General features: G+C 69.4%; 15 protein-coding genes. 2 read left to right on the top strand and 13 right to left on the bottom strand.

What is annotated here, in order from left to right; genetic code table 11:
• Positions 1–164: 164 nt before the first annotated feature.
• The 6 genes from O9Y01_RS02285 to O9Y01_RS02260 form a co-directional block, all read right to left on the bottom strand.
• Positions 165–1,760 carry a flavin monoamine oxidase family protein gene (locus tag O9Y01_RS02285; RefSeq protein WP_269629860.1) on the bottom strand — a complete coding sequence of 532 codons (1,596 nt, stop codon included), beginning with the start codon at positions 1,758–1,760 and terminating at the stop codon, positions 165–167.
• Positions 1,761–1,762: 2 nt separating this feature from the next.
• Positions 1,763–3,337, bottom strand: coding sequence for a polyamine aminopropyltransferase (locus O9Y01_RS02280; protein WP_269629859.1), 1,575 nt, complete (start codon positions 3,335–3,337; stop codon positions 1,763–1,765).
• A gap of 1 nt (position 3,338) precedes the next feature.
• Positions 3,339–3,635, bottom strand: coding sequence for a YciI family protein (locus O9Y01_RS02275; RefSeq protein ID WP_269629858.1), 297 nt, complete (start codon positions 3,633–3,635; stop codon positions 3,339–3,341).
• A gap of 94 nt (positions 3,636–3,729) precedes the next feature.
• A complete protein-coding gene (locus O9Y01_RS02270) occupies positions 3,730–3,954 on the bottom strand; it encodes a DUF350 domain-containing protein (RefSeq protein ID WP_269629857.1) in 225 nt (74 codons plus the stop codon).
• A 43-nt stretch (positions 3,955–3,997) separates the two neighbouring features.
• Complete coding sequence (locus tag O9Y01_RS02265) at positions 3,998–5,581, bottom strand: DUF4178 domain-containing protein (RefSeq protein ID WP_269629856.1); 1,584 nt, start codon at positions 5,579–5,581, stop codon at positions 3,998–4,000.
• Positions 5,582–5,652: 71 nt separating this feature from the next.
• Positions 5,653–6,702, bottom strand: a complete 1,050-nt coding sequence (locus O9Y01_RS02260; protein WP_269629855.1) for an SPFH domain-containing protein — start codon at positions 6,700–6,702, stop codon at positions 5,653–5,655.
• Positions 6,703–6,969: 267 nt separating this feature from the next.
• Between O9Y01_RS02260 and O9Y01_RS02255 the strand changes: the two genes are divergently transcribed.
• Positions 6,970–7,308 (top strand): HPF/RaiA family ribosome-associated protein, encoded by a 339-nt coding sequence (locus tag O9Y01_RS02255; protein ID WP_269629854.1) that lies wholly within the window; start codon positions 6,970–6,972, stop codon positions 7,306–7,308.
• A 35-nt stretch (positions 7,309–7,343) separates the two neighbouring features.
• Entirely contained in the window at positions 7,344–8,060 is a 717-nt protein-coding gene (locus O9Y01_RS02250) for a Bax inhibitor-1/YccA family protein (protein ID WP_269629853.1), read from the top strand.
• Positions 8,061–8,192: 132 nt separating this feature from the next.
• On the opposite strand, the gene O9Y01_RS02245 is transcribed toward O9Y01_RS02250, so the two are convergent.
• From O9Y01_RS02245 to cysT, 7 genes are all read right to left on the bottom strand, one after another.
• A complete protein-coding gene (locus tag O9Y01_RS02245) occupies positions 8,193–8,681 on the bottom strand; it encodes a biopolymer transporter ExbD (RefSeq protein ID WP_269629852.1) in 489 nt (162 codons plus the stop codon).
• A gap of 71 nt (positions 8,682–8,752) precedes the next feature.
• Positions 8,753–11,089 (bottom strand): TonB-dependent receptor plug domain-containing protein, encoded by a 2,337-nt coding sequence (locus O9Y01_RS02240; RefSeq protein ID WP_269629851.1) that lies wholly within the window; start codon positions 11,087–11,089, stop codon positions 8,753–8,755.
• 551 nt (positions 11,090–11,640) lie between these two features.
• Positions 11,641–12,657: a sulfate ABC transporter substrate-binding protein gene (locus O9Y01_RS02235; protein WP_269629850.1), complete on the bottom strand. Its 1,017-nt coding sequence runs from the start codon at positions 12,655–12,657 to the stop codon at positions 11,641–11,643.
• Between the two features lie 121 nt (positions 12,658–12,778).
• Positions 12,779–13,702 carry a CysB family HTH-type transcriptional regulator gene (locus O9Y01_RS02230; RefSeq protein ID WP_269629849.1) on the bottom strand — a complete coding sequence of 308 codons (924 nt, stop codon included), beginning with the start codon at positions 13,700–13,702 and terminating at the stop codon, positions 12,779–12,781.
• A 13-nt stretch (positions 13,703–13,715) separates the two neighbouring features.
• The gene (locus O9Y01_RS02225; protein ID WP_269629848.1) at positions 13,716–14,768 is read right to left on the bottom strand and encodes a sulfate/molybdate ABC transporter ATP-binding protein; all 1,053 of its coding nucleotides are present in this window, start codon (positions 14,766–14,768) and stop codon (positions 13,716–13,718) included.
• Positions 14,765–15,664, bottom strand: coding sequence for a sulfate ABC transporter permease subunit CysW (cysW, locus tag O9Y01_RS02220; RefSeq protein WP_269629847.1), 900 nt, complete (start codon positions 15,662–15,664; stop codon positions 14,765–14,767). Before cysW ends, O9Y01_RS02225 begins: the two co-directional genes overlap by 4 nt.
• A complete protein-coding gene (gene cysT, locus O9Y01_RS02215) occupies positions 15,661–16,542 on the bottom strand; it encodes a sulfate ABC transporter permease subunit CysT (protein ID WP_269629846.1) in 882 nt (293 codons plus the stop codon). Before cysT ends, cysW begins: the two co-directional genes overlap by 4 nt.
• Positions 16,543–16,600 lie beyond the last annotated feature (58 nt).

The raw sequence follows: 16,600 nt of genomic DNA, 5'->3' as shown, positions 1-16,600 counted from the left end.
ATACTATTTGAGTAAATGCGCAAATACAAGAACTGAAATCGGCATCGGCCGCAAATAGAAAGGGGCAGGGCGGACCGGCATTGACCGGACATTGGCCGGACGATGGGCCAGAAGATGCCGGGCAGATCCGGCGCCTGGCGCCTGGCGGCCGGCCTGGGCGGAGTTCAGGCCTTGTCGCCGAGCAGCTGGCCGGCGGCGCGCCAGCCGGCGATGTAGGCCTCCTCGAACACCGAGTAGGCGGCCAGGTCGCTGTGGGCGAACTGGAGGCGGCCATGGGGCTGCTGCAGTGCTTGCAGGGCGGCGCTGCCCCGCAGCCCGGGCACGGGGATGCTCATGGCGTGGCCCCAGCGCATCAGGTCCATGCGCTGCAGCTTGTCCGGCAGGTCCGGATGCACGGCCTGCAGCGGCGCCAGGACGCGCCGTGCCCAGGCGTCCCAGGAGCCCGTCAGCAGCTCGCCGCGCTGCGAGACGGGCAGGGCCCAGTAGGCCGTCAGCACGGTGGGGCCGGGGGTGGGGTCCAGGCGCTGGTGGCCGGCATCCACATAGCCCAGCTGCTCGCTGCCATAGATCACGTTGTCCCAGCTGAGGCTGGCGCCGCTGCGGTCCAGCAGGGGCGCGGCCAGCTGCAGATTGGCGACCAGCCAGGGCGCATGGGGCTGCAGGGCGACGGCCTCGCGCAGCGCGGTGGGTGCCTCGTCCAGCAGGCGCGCGGCGATGAACAGCGGTGTGGCCATCACCAGCTGCGGCGCCAGCCAGCGCTCGCCGGTCTGGGTGGACGCGTTCCAGGCCAGCACCTCCACCTGATGGCGGCCCTGGGTCACCTGCAGCACCAGACGGCCGGCCTGCAGGCGATCGCCCAGCGGACGGGCCATGTGCCGGGTCAGCCAGGCATTGCCCTCGGGCCAGGTCAGCACGGCCTCGCGTTCCTCTTCCCCCGTGCGGGACTCGCCGCCATGGAAGCCGTGACGGCTGGCGAAATAGTGCAGGCCAGCCCAGGCGCTGACGGTGCCGGCGCCTGCGCCGTAGTCGTCACGGCAGCAGTAGTCCAGGTACCAGCGCAGGGCGGGGTCGTCGAGGCCCTGCGCGTCCAGCCAGCGCGCGAAGGGCTGCGCATCCAGGGCGGCATGCTCGGCGGACCAGGGTGCGCGGTGCGAGGGCATGGCAAAGCCCAGGGCCTGGGCGCGGGCCACGGCCTGACCGAAGCGCTGGTATTGCGTGCGCGTGCTGGCGCTGTCTGCCGGCGGCAGCAGGCCCTCGTGCCACTGGCCCTCGAAGTAGAGGCGCTCCTGCGGGCTGTGGCACAGGTAGCGCTCCTCGTAGACCGTGCGCCCGCCCTGCCGGCGGCTGGCGCCCAGCTCCTCCAGCAGCTGGGCCACTTCGGGCGCCTGCGGGCCCGGCGTTGGCAGGTAGTGGGCGCCCAGCGGGCAGCCGAAGCCGCCCATGCGATGGCCGCGCGCGTTGCCGCCGGCCTCGTCTTCCAGCTCCAGCAGGGCGAAGTCGCGGCCGGCCTGCGCCAGGCGGCGGGCGCAGGCAAGACCTGACACCCCACCGCCGACGATGAGGGTGCCGGTCCGCCGGGCTGGGGCCTCGCGCGCGGCGCGCAGCAGGCGCTCGCGCGTGCCGGCCTCGCGCAGCAGATGGCCGCGGTCGGCATGCGCGCCCACCCAGGCGCCCGCCAGCGGCGGCCGATCGCGAGGTGCGCAGCCGCCCAGCAAGGCGGGCGCGGTGCCCAGGGCAGCCAGCAGCTCGCGGCGGCGCATGCTCAGTGCACCTTGCCCCACTCGGCCTCGAACTCGCGCACCAGGGCCTGGTTGGAGAGGCGGTTGACCTCGGTCTCGACCCGGCTCATGTCGGCGGGGAAGCTCATCATGGTCGGCAGGCTGTCCACGGTGAGGAAGCGCAGGCCCGGCGGCAGACCGCGCGGCTGGGCCCAGGGCCGGCGCGCGGCCAGCACGAAGCCCCATTCGCCGAAGCTGGGCACATGCGTGTGATAGGGCGTGGTGGACAGGCCCACGGCCTCCAGGGTGTTGACCACGGTCCAGAAGCTGCGCCGGGCGATCAGGGGCGAGGTGGTCTGCACCACCGCGTAGCCGCCGGCGTCCAGGTGCTGGTCGATCAGCTGGTAGAAGCTGGTCGTGTAGAGCTTGCCCAGCGCGAAGTTGCTGGGGTCGGGGAAGTCGATCACGATGACGTCGAAGCGCTCCTCGTGCTGTTCCAGCCAGCCGAAGGCGTCGGCATTGACCACCCGCAGCTTGGGGCTGCGCAGCGCGTCCTGGTTGAGGCTGCGCAGCAGGGGCAGGGAGGAGAAGAGCCGCGTCATGTGGGGGTCCAGCTCGACCAGCGTCACCGACAGCACCGAGGGGTAGCGCAGGATCTCGCGCACCGCCATGCCGTCCCCGCCGCCCAGCACCAGCACGCGGCGTGGCGCTCCATGCGCAGCCATGGCGGGGTGGACCAGGGCCTCGTGGTAGCGGTATTCGTCCTTCGAGTGGAACTGCAGATTGCCGTTGAGGAAGAGCCGCACGCCGGCCTTGCCCTGGGTGACGACGATGCGCTGGTAGGCGCTGCTCTCCTTGATCAGGATGTGCTCGCCGTAGAAGCGGTCCTCGGCCCAGGTGGTGAGGCGTTCGGCGCCGGCCAGGCCGGCCAGCAGCAGCAGGGCCGAGCCCGCGCAGGCCAGGGCATGCTGGCGCCAGCCGCGCAGCTCGCCGCGGAACATCCACAGCGCCCAGCAGGCCACGGCCACATTGAGCAGGCCGAAGACCAGGCCCGTGCGCACCAGGCCCAGCTGCGGCACCAGCAGCAGCGGGAAGGCCAGGGCCACGACAAGGGCGCCGAGGTAGTCGAAGGTCAGCACCTGGGAGACCAGGTCCTTGAGCGCATAGCGCTGGCGCACCTGGCGCTTGATGATGCGCATCACCAGCGGGATCTCCAGGCCCACGAGGATGCCCACCAGCAGCACCAGGCCGTAGAGCAGGCTGCGGAACACCAGCAGCTCGGAGGGCGGCAGCCAGCTGTGTGCGAGGAAGAGCCCCGCCGGCATCAGCCCGCCGATCACGCCCACCAGCAGCTCGATGCGCAGGAACTGCGCCACCAGCTGGCGTTCCACGAAGCGCGAGAGCCAGGAGCCCAGGCCCATGGCGAAGAGGTAGCAACCGATGATGGTGCTGAACTGCAGCACCGAATCGCCCATCAGGTAGCTGGCCAGGGCGCCGGCCGTCAGCTCATAAACAAGACCGCAGGCCGCGATCACGAAGACGCTGGACAGCAGCAGCAGCTCCTGCAGGCTGACGCGTTGGCCGGCGGGCAGGGCCTCGTCGAGAGGAGGGGGGCTCATGTCAGATCGTCACCTGCTGGCCCGGGAAGGCCTTGGACCAGTGCAGGATCTCCCAGCGCGCGCGCAGGCCCGCCAGGGTGAAGGGATCGGTGGCGATCAGGGCCTGGACGGCCTCGCGGCTGGGCGCCTCCACGATCCACAGCGCGCCCAGGGGCGGCAGCACGGGGTCCTCGCGCAGGGAGCCGGCGATGCGCACCTGTTCGGCATGCAGGGCCAGCCAGTCCAGGTGGGCCTGCATGTGCTCGTGGCGCAGGGGCAGGGCCTCCTCGCGGTCATGGAATCGGACGATGAAAAGCATGGGGCGTCGATGAGAGCGGGACCGCAGCCGCGCGGGAGTCAGTCAGGGCATGCCGGCGAAGCAGGGAGGGCCGCAGTGTCACCGCGGCCCGCCTTCAGCCATGGATGGCCGCCGCCACGATCTGCCCGATGGAGATGCACATGGCCGCCACCACGACGGCCAGGGCCATGTTCTTGTGCTCGACGATCTCCTCCCACAGCTTGTAAGGGGTGAGCTTGTCGATGATGACAAAGCTGATCCAGAACACCAGCACGCCGACGATGGCGTAGAGGATGGATCCCAGCACGATGCCGGGCTTGAGGTATTCGAAGCCGTTCATGAGGTGCACGCCTTTCCTGTGTTCGCTCTGATCCGGGCGGGCATCATTTATGCCCGCCTCCACCGCTGCTGTAACCGCCCCAGGAGCCGCCGGAACCGCCGCTGGAACGCACGCCTCCGCTGCGTTTGCAGGCCTGGTACTCGGCACTGGACTCCCCGAAGGTCTCCTTGTAGGACTGGCAATCATCGCTGCTGCAGGCCCGGAAGAGCAGCAGCAGCACCAGCAGCACGAAGGCCCCGAGGATGATTTTGGCGAAGAGCCCGTGGGCATCGCCGCTGGCACGCACGCCGGCGTCGCGGGCGAAGGCGGCGCGCTTCTCCGGTGCCAGGGCAAAGCCCTTGAGCACTTCGTCGGCGTCCAGCTTGCGGCCGTGGCTCCAGGTGACCTCGTTGCCCGTCTGCTCGCGGCTGAGCAGCTCGGTGCGGCTGCCGGCGCGGTACTCGTAGTCGGTGACCAGGCACTTCTCGCCGCGCTTCACGCGCCAGTAGAACTCGCCCAGCACATAGGTGATGAGGGCGGTGTACTGCCAGCGCCGCGCGAAGCGCTTGTCCTGCCAGCTGACGGCGCCGCCCTTGTCGGCCGTGGGCGCGCCGGTGAGCGGGCGCACCACGCTCCAGCCTTCCTCGGTGTCCACCAGGAAGGCGAAGCCCTCCAGGCGGTTGAAGAGCAGGTACTCGCGCCAGAAGGTCTGTTCCTCGTCACCGCCCTGGGGCAGGTCGCAGCGCTCCATGTAGCCGACGACCTGCCAGTCCTGCGGCGTGCCGCCCATGAGGGCCAGCTTGCCGCTGCTGCCCATGGGGATCAGCGGCTCCATGCCGTTGTCCTGGGCATAGTGGGCCAGGTCCCCGCCCACGCCCTTGGAGATGTCGGTGACGGTATGGCATTGGGGGCAGACGATGGACTGGGTGCTGTCCAGCTTCGGCGTCAGCGAGGCGCCGCAGCCCGGGCAGGGCAGGGACTTGCCGCTGAGCGTCTTGCTGCTGTCCTCGCGCAGGCCGCTGAGGGCCAGGTCGGCCAGGCGCACGCTGCGGCCCACGGTCCAGACCGGTGCCTGCGGCTGGCTGAACTCCAGGCTGCCGACCTCGCCCTTGCTGCTTCGCAGCTCCACCACCCAGTAGCTCTTGAGCAGCTCGGGCGGGCGCGGCAGCTCGCCTTCGCAGGCCAGCACGGTGGCGTTCACCTTGGAGGCCACCTCCCAGCGCGCGCCGCCCAGGGTCAGCGGCGAGCCGACGATGACATTGGCCGCCAGCGGCGGGGCCTCGGCCAGCGGCAGCTCGAAGCCGATCACGAAGGCGCCGTTGTCCTCCGAGAGCCAGGCGCTGCGCCCATGGCCGAAGAGGATGTGCCACTCGTTCCAGCTGGCCTCCTCGGTGCGCAGCTGGATGCGGCCCAGCACGGTGAAGGGCTCGCCCTGGTACTTGCCGCTGGCGCCCAGCTGAAGGGGGGAGTAGTCCTCGAAGAGCTCGGCGCTCTGGCCGATCTTGCGCAGGGCCTCGCCCTCGCGCAGCAGGGTGGCGCGGCAGTAGCTGCAGACGGCGCTGTGCGACGCCGCCGAGGCGAACTCGACGGGCGCTCCGCAATTGGGGCAGGCCGCTTGCCAGCGGCGCTGGGGAGAAGTGCTTGCCACTCGGTGTCAGGCTGCGCACGCGGGCCTCGGGCGATCAACCCGGGGCGCTGCGTGCAGGTTTGACGGTGGCCTCAGCCCAGCTTCTTCAGCAGGTCGGCCTTCTTGGCCGCGAACTCTTCCTCGGTGAGGATGCCCTTGGCCTTGAGCTCGCCCAGCTTCTCCAGCAGGGACATGATGTCGTCGGCACTCTGCGTCACCGGCGCCGCGGCGGCGGCCGGCTGGGCGGCGGCCTGCGGCTGGGCGGCGAGGCCGGCGGCCATCTGCTGTGCCAGCGTCTGGCCCAGGGCAAGACCTGCCCCCAGGCCCATGGCATCGCCCGCGATGCCGCCACCGCCCTGGCCCACGCCTTCGGCGAGCTTCGGGATGGCCTGGGCCGTCTGGTACTGCATGAACTGGCCCATGTTCTGGCCGATCATGCCCATGCCGATCTTCTGGTCGAGGATCTTCTGCAGCTCCTCGGGCAGGGACACGCTCTGCAGCGTGACCGACTCCAGCTTCAGGCCCAGCTTCTCGAAGGCAGGCGAGGTGGCGGCCTGCAGCTGCGAGGCGAACTCGACCTGGTTGGCCGCCAGGTCCAGGAAGGGGATGCCGCTCTGCGCGACGGCGTCGCTGATGTGCTGCAGGATGGTGCCGCGCAGCTGGCCGTCCAGCTCCTGCGCGGTGTAGCGATCGCGGGTGCCCGAGATCTCCTGGTGGAAGCGCTTGGCGTCGGCGATGCGGTAGGCGTAGTTGCCGAAGGCGCGCAGGCGCACGGCGCCGAAGTCCTTGTCACGGATGGTGACGGGCTGCGGCGTGCCCCAGCGCTGGTCGATCTGCTGGCGGCTGCTGAAGAAGTAGACGTCGCTCTTGAACGGGGACTCGAAGAGCTTGTCCCAGTTCTTCAGGTTGGTCAGCAGCGGCAGGGTCTGCGTGGTGAGCTTGTAGGTGCCGGGGCCGAAGACGTCGGCCACCTTGCCTTCGTTGACGAAGACCGCGAGCTGCGACTCGCGCACCACCAGCTGGGCGCCGTACTGGATTTCGAAGTCCTGCATGGGATAGCGCCAGGCGAGGGTGCCGTCGCCGTCTTCCGTCCATTGCAGGACGTCAATGAATTGTTTCTTGATGAAATCCATCAAACCCATGGTGACCCTCCAGACTCCAGTCAATGCGGTCGGGGTGACCGCGGGACAGAGTATCCACCAGAAGACGCAGGGTTTTCAGCCATGGCCGACCCCCACTGAGGGTGTGTGACGGGTGGCACTCTCCCGGAAAGCCCCGCGCAGCGCCTGTTGACGGGGGCTTAGCTCTTCATTCATGTTTTTCCGAAGTGTTGTTCTGCAAATTGCTTGTTTTTCGGAAGTCATCCTGGCGGCACAGTGGCGGAGCGTCCCTCATCGAAGGAGATTCCGATGCAAGTGCTGTTCGTATCCCGCCACCCCCTGGCCGCCGAATTCCGGGCCTTGAGCGAGCAACGCATCCGCTTCGCGCTGCGGCGCCTGGCGTGGCGGGTGCCGCACGCCGAGGTGCAGCTCTCGGACCTGAACGGGCCCAGGGGCGGCCTCGACAAGCGCTGCCAGATCGCCCTTCGGACTGACGGTGCCGGCACGGTGGTGGTGGCGTCCGTGGCGCGTCACTGGCGCACGGCGCTGGACCAGGCCCTGGCCCGGGCGGCCCGCTTTCTGGTCCGCCAGTGGCGGCGCACCCGTGACCACGGGCGCCGGCGCCAGCGCCCGCAGCGCGACGAATGATGACCCCGATCACCGACCGATTGAAGGAGAAAGCCATGAGCTCGATGAACCCCCTGAACCCCATGCCGACGGCCCCGACGGCTACCCCGCCCGCCACGGTGCGCTCGATTCCCGACATGGCCGTGCCCGCAGGCACCAGCCGGGTGCTTCGCAACACCTACGCGCTGCTGTCCATGACCTTGCTCTTCAGCGCCGCCGTGGCTGCTGCGAGCGTGGCGATGAAGCTGCCGGCTCCCGGTCTCCTGCTCACGCTGGGTGCCTATTTCGGCTTGCTGTTTGCCATCCATCGCCTGCAGAACAGCGGCTGGGCGCTGCCCGCGGTGTTCGCACTGACGGGCTTCATGGGCTACAGCCTCGGCCCCGTCCTGAGCCAGACGCTGGCCTTGCCGGGCGGCGCTCAGACCATCGCGCTGGCCCTGGGCGCGACGGGCGCCACCTTCCTCGGCCTCTCGGCCTGGGTGCTGACGACGCGGCGCGACTTCAGCTTCATGGGCGGCTTCCTGTTCGCCGGCATGGTGATCGCCGTCCTGGCCGGCCTGGCCGCCGTGTTCTTCGAGATCCCGGCGCTGGGCCTGGCCGTGTCCGGCATGGTGGCGCTGCTCTCGGCGGGCCTGATCCTGTTCGAGACCAGCCAAATCGTGAACGGCGGTGAGCGCAACTATGTGCTGGCGACCGTCAGCCTGTATGTCTCGGTCTTCAATCTCTTCACCAGCCTGCTGGCGCTGTTCGGCTTCGGCAGCTCGGACGAGTAAGTTGCTGGTGGCGGGGCGGGCCGCCAGACGCCGCCAGCCCCGCCCTTCGGCCTCCGCACGGCGCCCGGCGCCGGTCGGAGGCTTTTTTTGATGGTGTCTGGCGCGGATCCACCCCGGCCGCCAAAGCCCGTCTCAGCGACTGCCCAGCGCGCCGTCGTCGTCGATGCGCCGGGGGCAGGCCGCCATGGGCAGCAGGAACCCTTCGGCCTGGACCTGCAGGTGGGCGATGTTCTGGCGCTGAGCCGCGGCCAGCACGGCCACGGTGGTACGGTAGTCGGCCGCCGGATGCGGCACGACCTGCACCACCGGTGGCACGCCGTCAGGCGGCGAGGCGAGCGCCTGCAGGCGGGCCTCGATCGCGGTGCGGCCGTCGAGGCGCTGCCCGTCGAGGAAGACGGCGTTGTCCGCCGCGATGCGCACGGTGTGGACGCGCGAAGGCAGTGCTTCCCCCTCGGTGCAGGCATCGTCCAGACGCCAGGCCACGGCGTGCAGCGGTGCCGGCATGGCCAGCATCCACAGGCTGATCAGCGCCAGCAGGACGGCGGCCAGCGGCGCAGTGCACAGGCCCGGCGTGGGCGTGGGCGTGGGCGGGGATTCCGGCGGGCTGCTCAGGGCGTGCATGCGAAGGCTCCAGGGCGCCTGTGCGGCGCCGCGCCATGATGCCAGAGCCCCGGCGGAGGGTCACACGTGCCTTACAGCTTCTTCTCCCACCTCAGCTGCCACACCGTGAAGCTGCGCCCCAGGCTGTCCGACGTGATGCGGTTGTCGGCCGTGGTGATCACCGAGCTGGTGTTGTAGTCCAGCGGGGCGAGGTTGGAGGCGGAGAGGCGCAGCTGCGTGTCGCGGTCGATGGCCCAGGTGGCGGAGGCGTCGATCACGCGCTTGGTGGGGGTCACGCTCTGCTGGATCAGGGTCTGCTGGAGGGTGCCGCCGGGCGTCCAGTTCAGGCCGGCGGCCAGGGTCAGGGGCAGGCTGCGCAGCTTGTAGTCGACGCCGAGATTGGCCGTGGCCTTGGGCTGTGAATCGATGCGGTTGTTGGGGCCGGGGATGCCGTCCACGCGGGAGCTGAACAGGCTCAGGTTGCTGCGCAGGTTGAGGGGCAGGGCGTCCTCAAGGAACTCGTCCAGGCGGAACTTGGCCTCCAGCTCCACACCGAAGGTCTTGGCCGTGCCGATGTTCTGCGGGCGCGCCACCCAGCGCGGCACCGAGGCCCAGGAGACGGTCTCCAGGCGTGTCTCGGTGCGGATCAGGTCATTGATGTGGCGGTAGAAGAAGTTCGCGCTCAGCAGGCCGCCCTTGACCAGGTAGCGTTCGAAGGCGAGCTCCACGCCCGTGGCCATCTCGGGGCGCAGGTCCGGGTTGCCGCTGCGGTCGGGGTATTGGACGGCATTGGGGCCGCAGGCGCCGTCGGCGGGGCAGGGGTACTCGCTGTTGACGCTGGGGCGTGCGATCAGGTCCTGCAGCTGCGGCGAGCGGTAGCTGCGGGTGAGGCTCATGCGCACCTGGTTGCGGCTCTTTTCCTCCGGCTTCCAGACGGCGTGCAGCAGCGGGGTCCAGACGCTGGACTTGTTGCGCACGGCGTAGTTGGCGGCATCGCTGCGGGTCTCGATGCCTTCCCAGCGCAGGCCGGCGTAGAAGGACCAGTGCGGGCCCATGGACCACTCGTCCTGCCCATAGGCGGCGAAGCGGCGCACGGAGGCCGAGAGGTTGTCGCCGAAGTCCGCCAGCTCGGGGCGCGGCAGGCCGTTCTGCAGGCTCACGCGGGTCTGGTCGCGGGTCTGGTTCTCGGCTTCCACGCCGCCCACCAGGCTGTGCTCGTTCTCCAGCTGGCGCGAGACCTTGGCGATCAGGCTCCAGTTGCTGTCATGCCCGTTGAGCGTGTCGTCCTGCGTGCGCGAGCCCAGGCCGCCGAGGAATTCCTGGCGCAGGGTGTGAGAGTCCATCAGCGCGCGGCCCAGGCCGGCGCGCAGGTCCAGGCGGGTGTCGGGGTCCAGCTTCTTCTGCAGCTGCGTGTTGAGGCGCAGCATCTTGAACTCGGTCCGGCCCTCGGTCTGGGCGCTGTCGTAGGCCAGGGGGCGTCCGTCGCTGCGATCGCCCGCCTGGCGTTGCTGGCTGCCGCTCGTGCCCTTGTTGATGCTCAGGAAGGGCTGGACGGAGAAGGACTCGCCCTCGCCCAGGCGCCATTGCACACGGCCGTTGGCGTTGAGCATGCGGCGTTCGTCGCTGCTGCTGCCGGTGGTGTTCAGCACGCGGGTCGGGCCGCCGTGCAGGTCCTCGGCCACCGTGCGGCCGTTCTGGTCGTCCTCGTGCTTCATCTGCGCGGCGTTGACGGCCAGGTTGTAGCTGCTGCCGGCGTCGTCCAGCTTGTCGTTGCGCTGCCAGGAGAGGTTGGGATTGACGTTCGAGCGCTCCACGGTGAGGCCGGCGCGCAGGTCGTTGACCTTGCGCTGGTAGGCCTCGCGCAGCACCACATTGATGGTGCCGGCGATGGCGCGGGCGCCGTATTCGGCCGTGGGCGCGCGCATGATCTCGATGCGCTCGACCTGCTCCGGGGGCAGCTGGTCCAGCGAGAAGCCCGGCGGCATGCGCTCGCCATTGACCAGGATCTGGGTGAAGCCGCCGCCCATGCCGCGCATGCGGATGTCGCCGCCTCGGCCGGGGCGGCCGCCCGTGGTGACGCCGGGCAGGCGCTTCATCACCTCGCCCAGGCTGTTGTCGCCGAACTTCTCGATCTCCTCGCGGCTGATCACGATCCTGGCGGCCGAGGCGGCGCGGCGCGTGGCGTCGTCGCTCGGCCCGCCGCTGACCTCGACCTTCTCCAGCGTCTGGCGCGGCTCGGCAGCGGGCTTGCGTTCGGCGGCCGGCTTCACCGGGGCGCGCGGCGCACTGGCCGGCGCAGCGGGCGCGGGGGCCGCCTCCTGCGCCAGGGCGAGGTGGGCGCAGCCCATCAGGCCGAGACTCAGGCAAAGGCCGCGCAGGGCGAATCGGGACGTGGAAGGCTCGGAAGGCAAGGCGGAGAAGGGCGACATGGTGACTGCAGGCAGGAACACAGCGGCGGCGGCGGACTGTGCATTTTCGTGGACGGCCGAGCAGGGGGAGGGGGGCTGGCCTTGCAGTGTTCAGGGCGATCACTGCACGGGGCGAAGCATCTCACGCGGGCCTGGCCCTGACGTTTGGCATGCCTGCTTTTTTAACTTCTTTACAGGCGCTTCACCGGGTGGGTACCCAGGCCCGGGCAGTCAACATCGGGCCCGAAAAAAGCAAAGGGCCACCAGCGGTGGCCCTGCTACCGGACAGGGCGCAAGGCCCTGACGGATCATTCAGCGCTGGTCACGGGTTCCAGTCCTCTGCCCTATGTTGCAGCCGATTTCTCGCTTCCTGATGCTTCGCATTGTGCGCCGCGTTTGTGTCAGGCATTTGACGAGGAGCAAGGTTTTCGAGGATCAGAAAAGGACCTCCCTCGGCCGGGGCCGGGGAGGTCCAAGGTCAGGCCGCGCAGCTCACGAGAGCTGGGCGCGCGGGGGGCTGACGAGGAGACAAACGGTGCTTGAATGGTGCTGAGGGTCAGGTCTTGCCTGGATCAGCGGGCGCCCGGCGAATAGATCTGGTCGAAGACGCCGCCGTCGTCGAAGTGCGTCTTCTGGGCCAGGCGCCAGCCGCCGAAGAGCTCGTCGACGGTGAAGAGCTGCAAGGGCGCGAACTGCCTGGCGTACCGGGCCGCGACCTTGATGTCCCGGGGGCGGTAGTAGTGGCGGGCGGCGATCTCCTGGCCCTCGGGGCTGTAGAGGTAGTCCAGGTAGGCCTGCGCCTGCTTGCGGGTGCCGCGCTTGTCCACGACCTTGTCCACCACGGCCACGGGCGGCTCTGCCAGCACGGAGATGCTGGGGGTGACGATCTCGAACCTGTCCTTGCCCAGCTCCTTCACCGCCAGGTAGGCCTCGTTCTCCCAGGCGATCAGCACATCGCCGATGCCGCGCTCCACGAAGGTGGTGGTGGAGCCGCGGGCGCCGGAGTCCAGCACCTTGGTGTTGGCGTAGATGCGCTTGACGAAGGCCTTGGCGGAGTCGGCATTGCCGCCGGGCTGCTTCAGGGCGTAGCCCCAGGCCGCCAGGTAGTTCCAGCGCGCGCCGCCCGAGGTCTTGGGGTTGGGCGTGATGATGTCGATGCCGCTGCGGGCCAGGTCCGGCCAGTTCGTGATCTTCTTCGGATTGCCCTTGCGCACCAGGAAGACGATGGTGGAGGTGTAGGGGCTGGCGTTGTGGGGCAGGCGCTTCTGCCAGTCGGCGGGCACGAGCTTGGCGGCATCGTGCAGGGCGTCGATGTCATAGGCCAGGGCCAGGGTCACGACGTCGGCCTCCAGGCCGTCGATCACCGAGCGCGCCTGCTTGCCCGAACCGCCGTGCGACTGCTTGACGGACACGGTCTCGCCGGACCTGGCCTTCCATTGCTTGGCGAAGGCGGCGTTGAAGTCCTGGTAGAGCTCACGCGTCGGGTCATAGGAGACGTTGAGCAGCTGGGTCTGTGCCAGCGCGGCGGCGCCGAGGCTCAGGAGCGCGGCGCTCAGGGTCAGGCGGCGGAGGAAGGTGAAGGCTTGCATGAACAGCGGGAACTTGGAGGTTGGGGGGCAGGTCTTGCGTCCTGTGATGCCCATTCTTCAGAAGTGCTCCGCGGCTGTCCTCCAAGAAATTCAGCTAAGCAAAGAGGAAAAGTGAAGACCCTCAGGCCTCGGTGCCCAGCGCCTCGCGGATGCGCTCCTCGCTCAGCGAGCCCACGCATTCCTGCAGGAAGCGGTAGGCGTAGCCGCGCAGGTAGTGCCCCTTCTTCAGCGCCAGGTGCGTGGTGTTGCTGGGGAAGAGGTGGGAGGCGTCCAGCAGGCGCAGGCCCGCGTCGCGCTGGGGCTCGAAGGCCATGGAGGCGATGATGCCCAGGCCCAGGCCGACCTGCACATAGGTCTTGATGACGTCGGCATCCAGGGCCGAGAGCACGATGTCCGGCGCCAGGCCGGCCTGCGCGAAGCTGGCGTCGATGCGGGCGCGGCCGGTGAAGCCCTCGTGGTAGGTGATCAGGGGCTGCTCGGCCAGGGCTTCCAGCGTCAGCGGCTCGGTGGCCAGCGCATGGCCCTCGGGCACGACCACGCTGTGGTGCCAGTCGTAGAAGGGGAAGGTGACGAAGGCCGGGTCCTCGCCCAGGGCCTCGGTGGCGATGCCGATGTCCGCCTCGCCGGACTGCAGCAGGCTGACGATCTCCGCCGGATTGGCCTGCAGCAGCACCAGGTGCACCTTGGGGAAGGCGGCCTTGAAGCGCGCCACGACCTGCGGCAGGGCGTAGCGGGCCTGGGTGTGGGTGGTGGCCACGGTCAGCTGGCCGGCCTCGGCATCGGCGAACTGGTCGGCCAGGCGCTTGATGTTGCGGGCGTCCTGCAGCATGCGGTCCACGATGATCGCCAGCTCCTTGCCCGGCGCGGTCAGCCCCAGCAGGCGCTTGCCGCGGCGCACGAAGAGCTCCACGCCGAGTTCGTCCTCCAGATCCTTGATGTGCTTGGACACGCCGGACTGCGAGGTGAAAAGCGCCGCCGCCACCTCGGTCAGGTTGAAGTTCTGCTGGACGGCCTCGCGGATGATGCGCAGCTGCTGGAAGTTCATGTCGCGGGCGGCCTCAGGCAGCTTCGAAGAGCGAGAGGCGCGAGGCCTGCAGCTGCACGCGCTGGCCCGGCTGCAGCTGCAGCTGCGAGGCCTGCTCGCGGGTCAGCTCGGCTTCCAGGTGCTGGCCATTGGGGCCGCTGAGTTCCACGCGGGCCGCGGCGCCGAAGCTCAGCACGCGGTCCACCGTGGCGGGCAGGCCGCGGGCCTGGGCGTCGGTGAGGATCTGCAGCTCGTGCGGGCGGGCATAGGCCAGCACGCGGCCCTGAGCCTGCAGGCTGCCGCCATGGCGCAGCTGCTGCTCGCCGATGTGCAGCACGCTGCCCTGTGCCTCACCCTCGAAGCGGTTGACCGCACCCAGGAAGCCGTAGACGAAGGGCGTGGCGGGGCGCTCCCAGACTTCCTGCGGCGCGCCCACCTGCTCCACCTTGCCGTGGTCCATCAGCACGATGCGGTCCGCCACCTCCAGTGCCTCTTCCTGGTCGTGGGTGACGAAGATGCTGGTGATGTGCAGCTCGTCGTGCAGGCGGCGCAGCCAGCGGCGCAGCTCCTTGCGCACCTTGGCGTCGAGCGCGCCGAAGGGCTCGTCCAGCAGCAGCACGCGCGGCTCCACCGCCAGCGCGCGGGCCAGGGCAATGCGCTGGCGCTGGCCGCCGGAGAGCTGGGGCGGGTAGCGGTCGGCCAGCCAGTCCAGCTGCACCAGCTGCAGCAGCTCGTGCACCTTGCGCTTGATCTCGGCCTCGCTGGGCCGCTGCTTGCGCGGCTTCACCCGCAGGCCGAAGGCCACGTTGTCGAAGACGGTCATGTGGCGGAACAGCGCGTAGTGCTGGAACACGAAGCCCACCTGGCGCTCGCGCACATGGGTGTCGGAGGCGTCCTCGCCGTCGAGCAAGACCTGACCCCGGTCGGGCGTCTCCAGCCCGGCGATGATGCGCAGCAGCGTGGTCTTGCCGCAGCCGGACGGGCCCAGCAGGGCCACCAGCTCGCCGGTGGGGAAGTCCAGGCTGACGTCGCCCAGGGCGGTGAAGTCGCCGAACTGCTTGTGGATGTTGCGGACCTGGATGCTCATGCTTCTTCCTTCGCAGCGCGTGCGGCGACGGCTGCTCTCCATTCGACAAACTGCTTCAGACCGAGGGTGACCAGCGCCAGCAGCGCCAGCAGCGAGGCCACGGCGAAGGCGGCGGCGAACTGGTACTCGTTGTAGAGAATCTCGACGTGCAGCGGCAGGGTGTTGGTCTGGCCGCGGATGTGGCCGGAGACGACCGACACCGCGCCGAACTCGCCCATGGCCCGCGCATTGCACAGGATCACGCCGTACAGCAGGCCCCACTTGATGTTGGGCAGCGTCACGTGCCAGAAGGTCTGCCAGCCGCTGGCGCCCAGCACGGTGGCGGCCTCTTCCTCGTCACGGCCCTGAGCCTGCATCAGCGGGATCAGCTCGCGGGCCACGAAGGGGAAGGTCACGAAGACGGTGGCCAGCACGATGCCTGGCACGGCGAAGATGATCTTCACGTCATGCGCCTGCAGCCAGGGCCCGAACCAGCCCTGCGCGCCGAACAGCAGCACATAGATCAGGCCGGCCACGACGGGCGAGACGGAGAAGGGCAGGTCGATCAGCGTGATCAGCAGCTGCTTGCCGCGGAAGTCGTGCTTGGCGATGGCCCAGGCGGCGCTGACGCCGAACACCAGGTTCAGCGGCACCGCGACCACCGTGGCGATCAGGGTGAGCTTGATGGCCGAGAGCGCGTCCTCCTCGATCAGCGCGGCGAGGTAGACATCAAAGCCCTTGCGCAGGGCCTCGGTGAACACGGCCACCAGAGGCAGGATCAGGAAGAGGGCGAAGAAGCCCAGGCCGAGCAGCAGCAGGGTCCAGCGCACCCACGGCGCCTCGCGCGTGGCGGGGTTGCTCTGGTAGCGGCCGCCGGCGGCAGCGCCGTGGCCCAGGGAAGAGACGGCACCGCTCATTTGCGACCCTCCAGTCCGTTGCGGCGGGCACTCCAGGCCTGCAGCCCGTTGATGCCCAGCAGCAGCACGAAGCTGAACAGCAGCATCACCGTGGCGATGGCGGTGGCGCCCACGTAGTCGTATTGCTCCAGCTTGGAGATGATCATCAGCGGCGTGATCTCGCTGACCAGGGGGATGTTGCCGGCGATGAAGATCACCGAGCCGTACTCGCCCACGGCGCGGGCGAAGGCCAGCGCGAAGCCGGTCAGCAGGGCCGGGGTCAGCGTGGGCAGCACGACGTAGCGGAAGGTCTGCCAGCGGTGCGCGCCCAGCGAGGCGGCGGCCTCCTCCAGCTCGGTTTCCATGTCCTCCAGCACCGGCTGAACCGTGCGCACGATGAAGGGCAGGCCGATGAAGATCAGGGCCACCAGCACGCCCAGCGGGGTGAAGGCCACCTTGATGTCATAGGGGGCCAGCAGCGAGCCGATCCAGCCATTGGGCGCGTACAGCGCCGTCAGCGCGATGCCCGCCACCGCGGTGGGCAGGGCGAAGGGCAGGTCCACGAGGGCGTCCACCAGCTTCTTGCCCGGGAACTCGTAGCGCACCAGGCACCAGGCCAGGATCAGGCCGAAGACCAGGTTGATGCCCGCGGCCAGCAGCGCGGCGCCGAAGCTGAGCTTGTAAGAGGCCAGCACGCGCGGCGAGGTGGCCGCGGCCCAGAAGGCCTCGAAGCCATGGCCTGCGGACTTCAGGAACACGGCCGCCAGCGGGATCAGCACCAGCAGCGAGAGGTAGAAGAGCGTGAAGCCCATCGTGGGGCCGAAGCCCGGCAGCACGCGGCGGCGCTTCGGGATCGGCACGGCGGCGGCCTGATCGGGAGAAAGGACGGCGGTGTTCATTCAGTGTTCCGGCGGGCAGTTGCTGCCGCATTGAAACCAGCGACGCCCGAGGATCCGG

It is taken from the genome of Pelomonas sp. BJYL3 (genome assembly GCF_027257975.1).
GTDB lineage: Bacteria > Pseudomonadota > Gammaproteobacteria > Burkholderiales > Burkholderiaceae_C > Roseateles_B > Roseateles_B flavus.
This window is presented reverse-complemented; position numbering and strand designations above follow the sequence as displayed.

Coding starts and splice junctions, on each gene's coding strand:
- O9Y01_RS02285 (WP_269629860.1), bottom strand. CDS start 1,760: ATGCGCCGCCGCGAGCTGCTGGCTGCCCTGGGCACCGCGCCCGCCTTG.
- O9Y01_RS02280 (WP_269629859.1), bottom strand. CDS start 3,337: ATGAGCCCCCCTCCTCTCGACGAGGCCCTGCCCGCCGGCCAACGCGTC.
- O9Y01_RS02275 (WP_269629858.1), bottom strand. CDS start 3,635: ATGCTTTTCATCGTCCGATTCCATGACCGCGAGGAGGCCCTGCCCCTG.
- O9Y01_RS02270 (WP_269629857.1), bottom strand. CDS start 3,954: ATGAACGGCTTCGAATACCTCAAGCCCGGCATCGTGCTGGGATCCATC.
- O9Y01_RS02260 (WP_269629855.1), bottom strand. CDS start 6,702: ATGGGTTTGATGGATTTCATCAAGAAACAATTCATTGACGTCCTGCAA.
- O9Y01_RS02255 (WP_269629854.1), top strand. CDS start 6,970: ATGCAAGTGCTGTTCGTATCCCGCCACCCCCTGGCCGCCGAATTCCGG.
- O9Y01_RS02250 (WP_269629853.1), top strand. CDS start 7,344: ATGAGCTCGATGAACCCCCTGAACCCCATGCCGACGGCCCCGACGGCT.
- O9Y01_RS02245 (WP_269629852.1), bottom strand. CDS start 8,681: ATGCACGCCCTGAGCAGCCCGCCGGAATCCCCGCCCACGCCCACGCCC.
- O9Y01_RS02240 (WP_269629851.1), bottom strand. CDS start 11,089: ATGTCGCCCTTCTCCGCCTTGCCTTCCGAGCCTTCCACGTCCCGATTC.
- O9Y01_RS02235 (WP_269629850.1), bottom strand. CDS start 12,657: ATGCAAGCCTTCACCTTCCTCCGCCGCCTGACCCTGAGCGCCGCGCTC.
- O9Y01_RS02230 (WP_269629849.1), bottom strand. CDS start 13,702: ATGAACTTCCAGCAGCTGCGCATCATCCGCGAGGCCGTCCAGCAGAAC.
- O9Y01_RS02225 (WP_269629848.1), bottom strand. CDS start 14,768: ATGAGCATCCAGGTCCGCAACATCCACAAGCAGTTCGGCGACTTCACC.
- cysW (WP_269629847.1), bottom strand. CDS start 15,664: ATGAGCGGTGCCGTCTCTTCCCTGGGCCACGGCGCTGCCGCCGGCGGC.
- cysT (WP_269629846.1), bottom strand. CDS start 16,542: ATGAACACCGCCGTCCTTTCTCCCGATCAGGCCGCCGCCGTGCCGATC.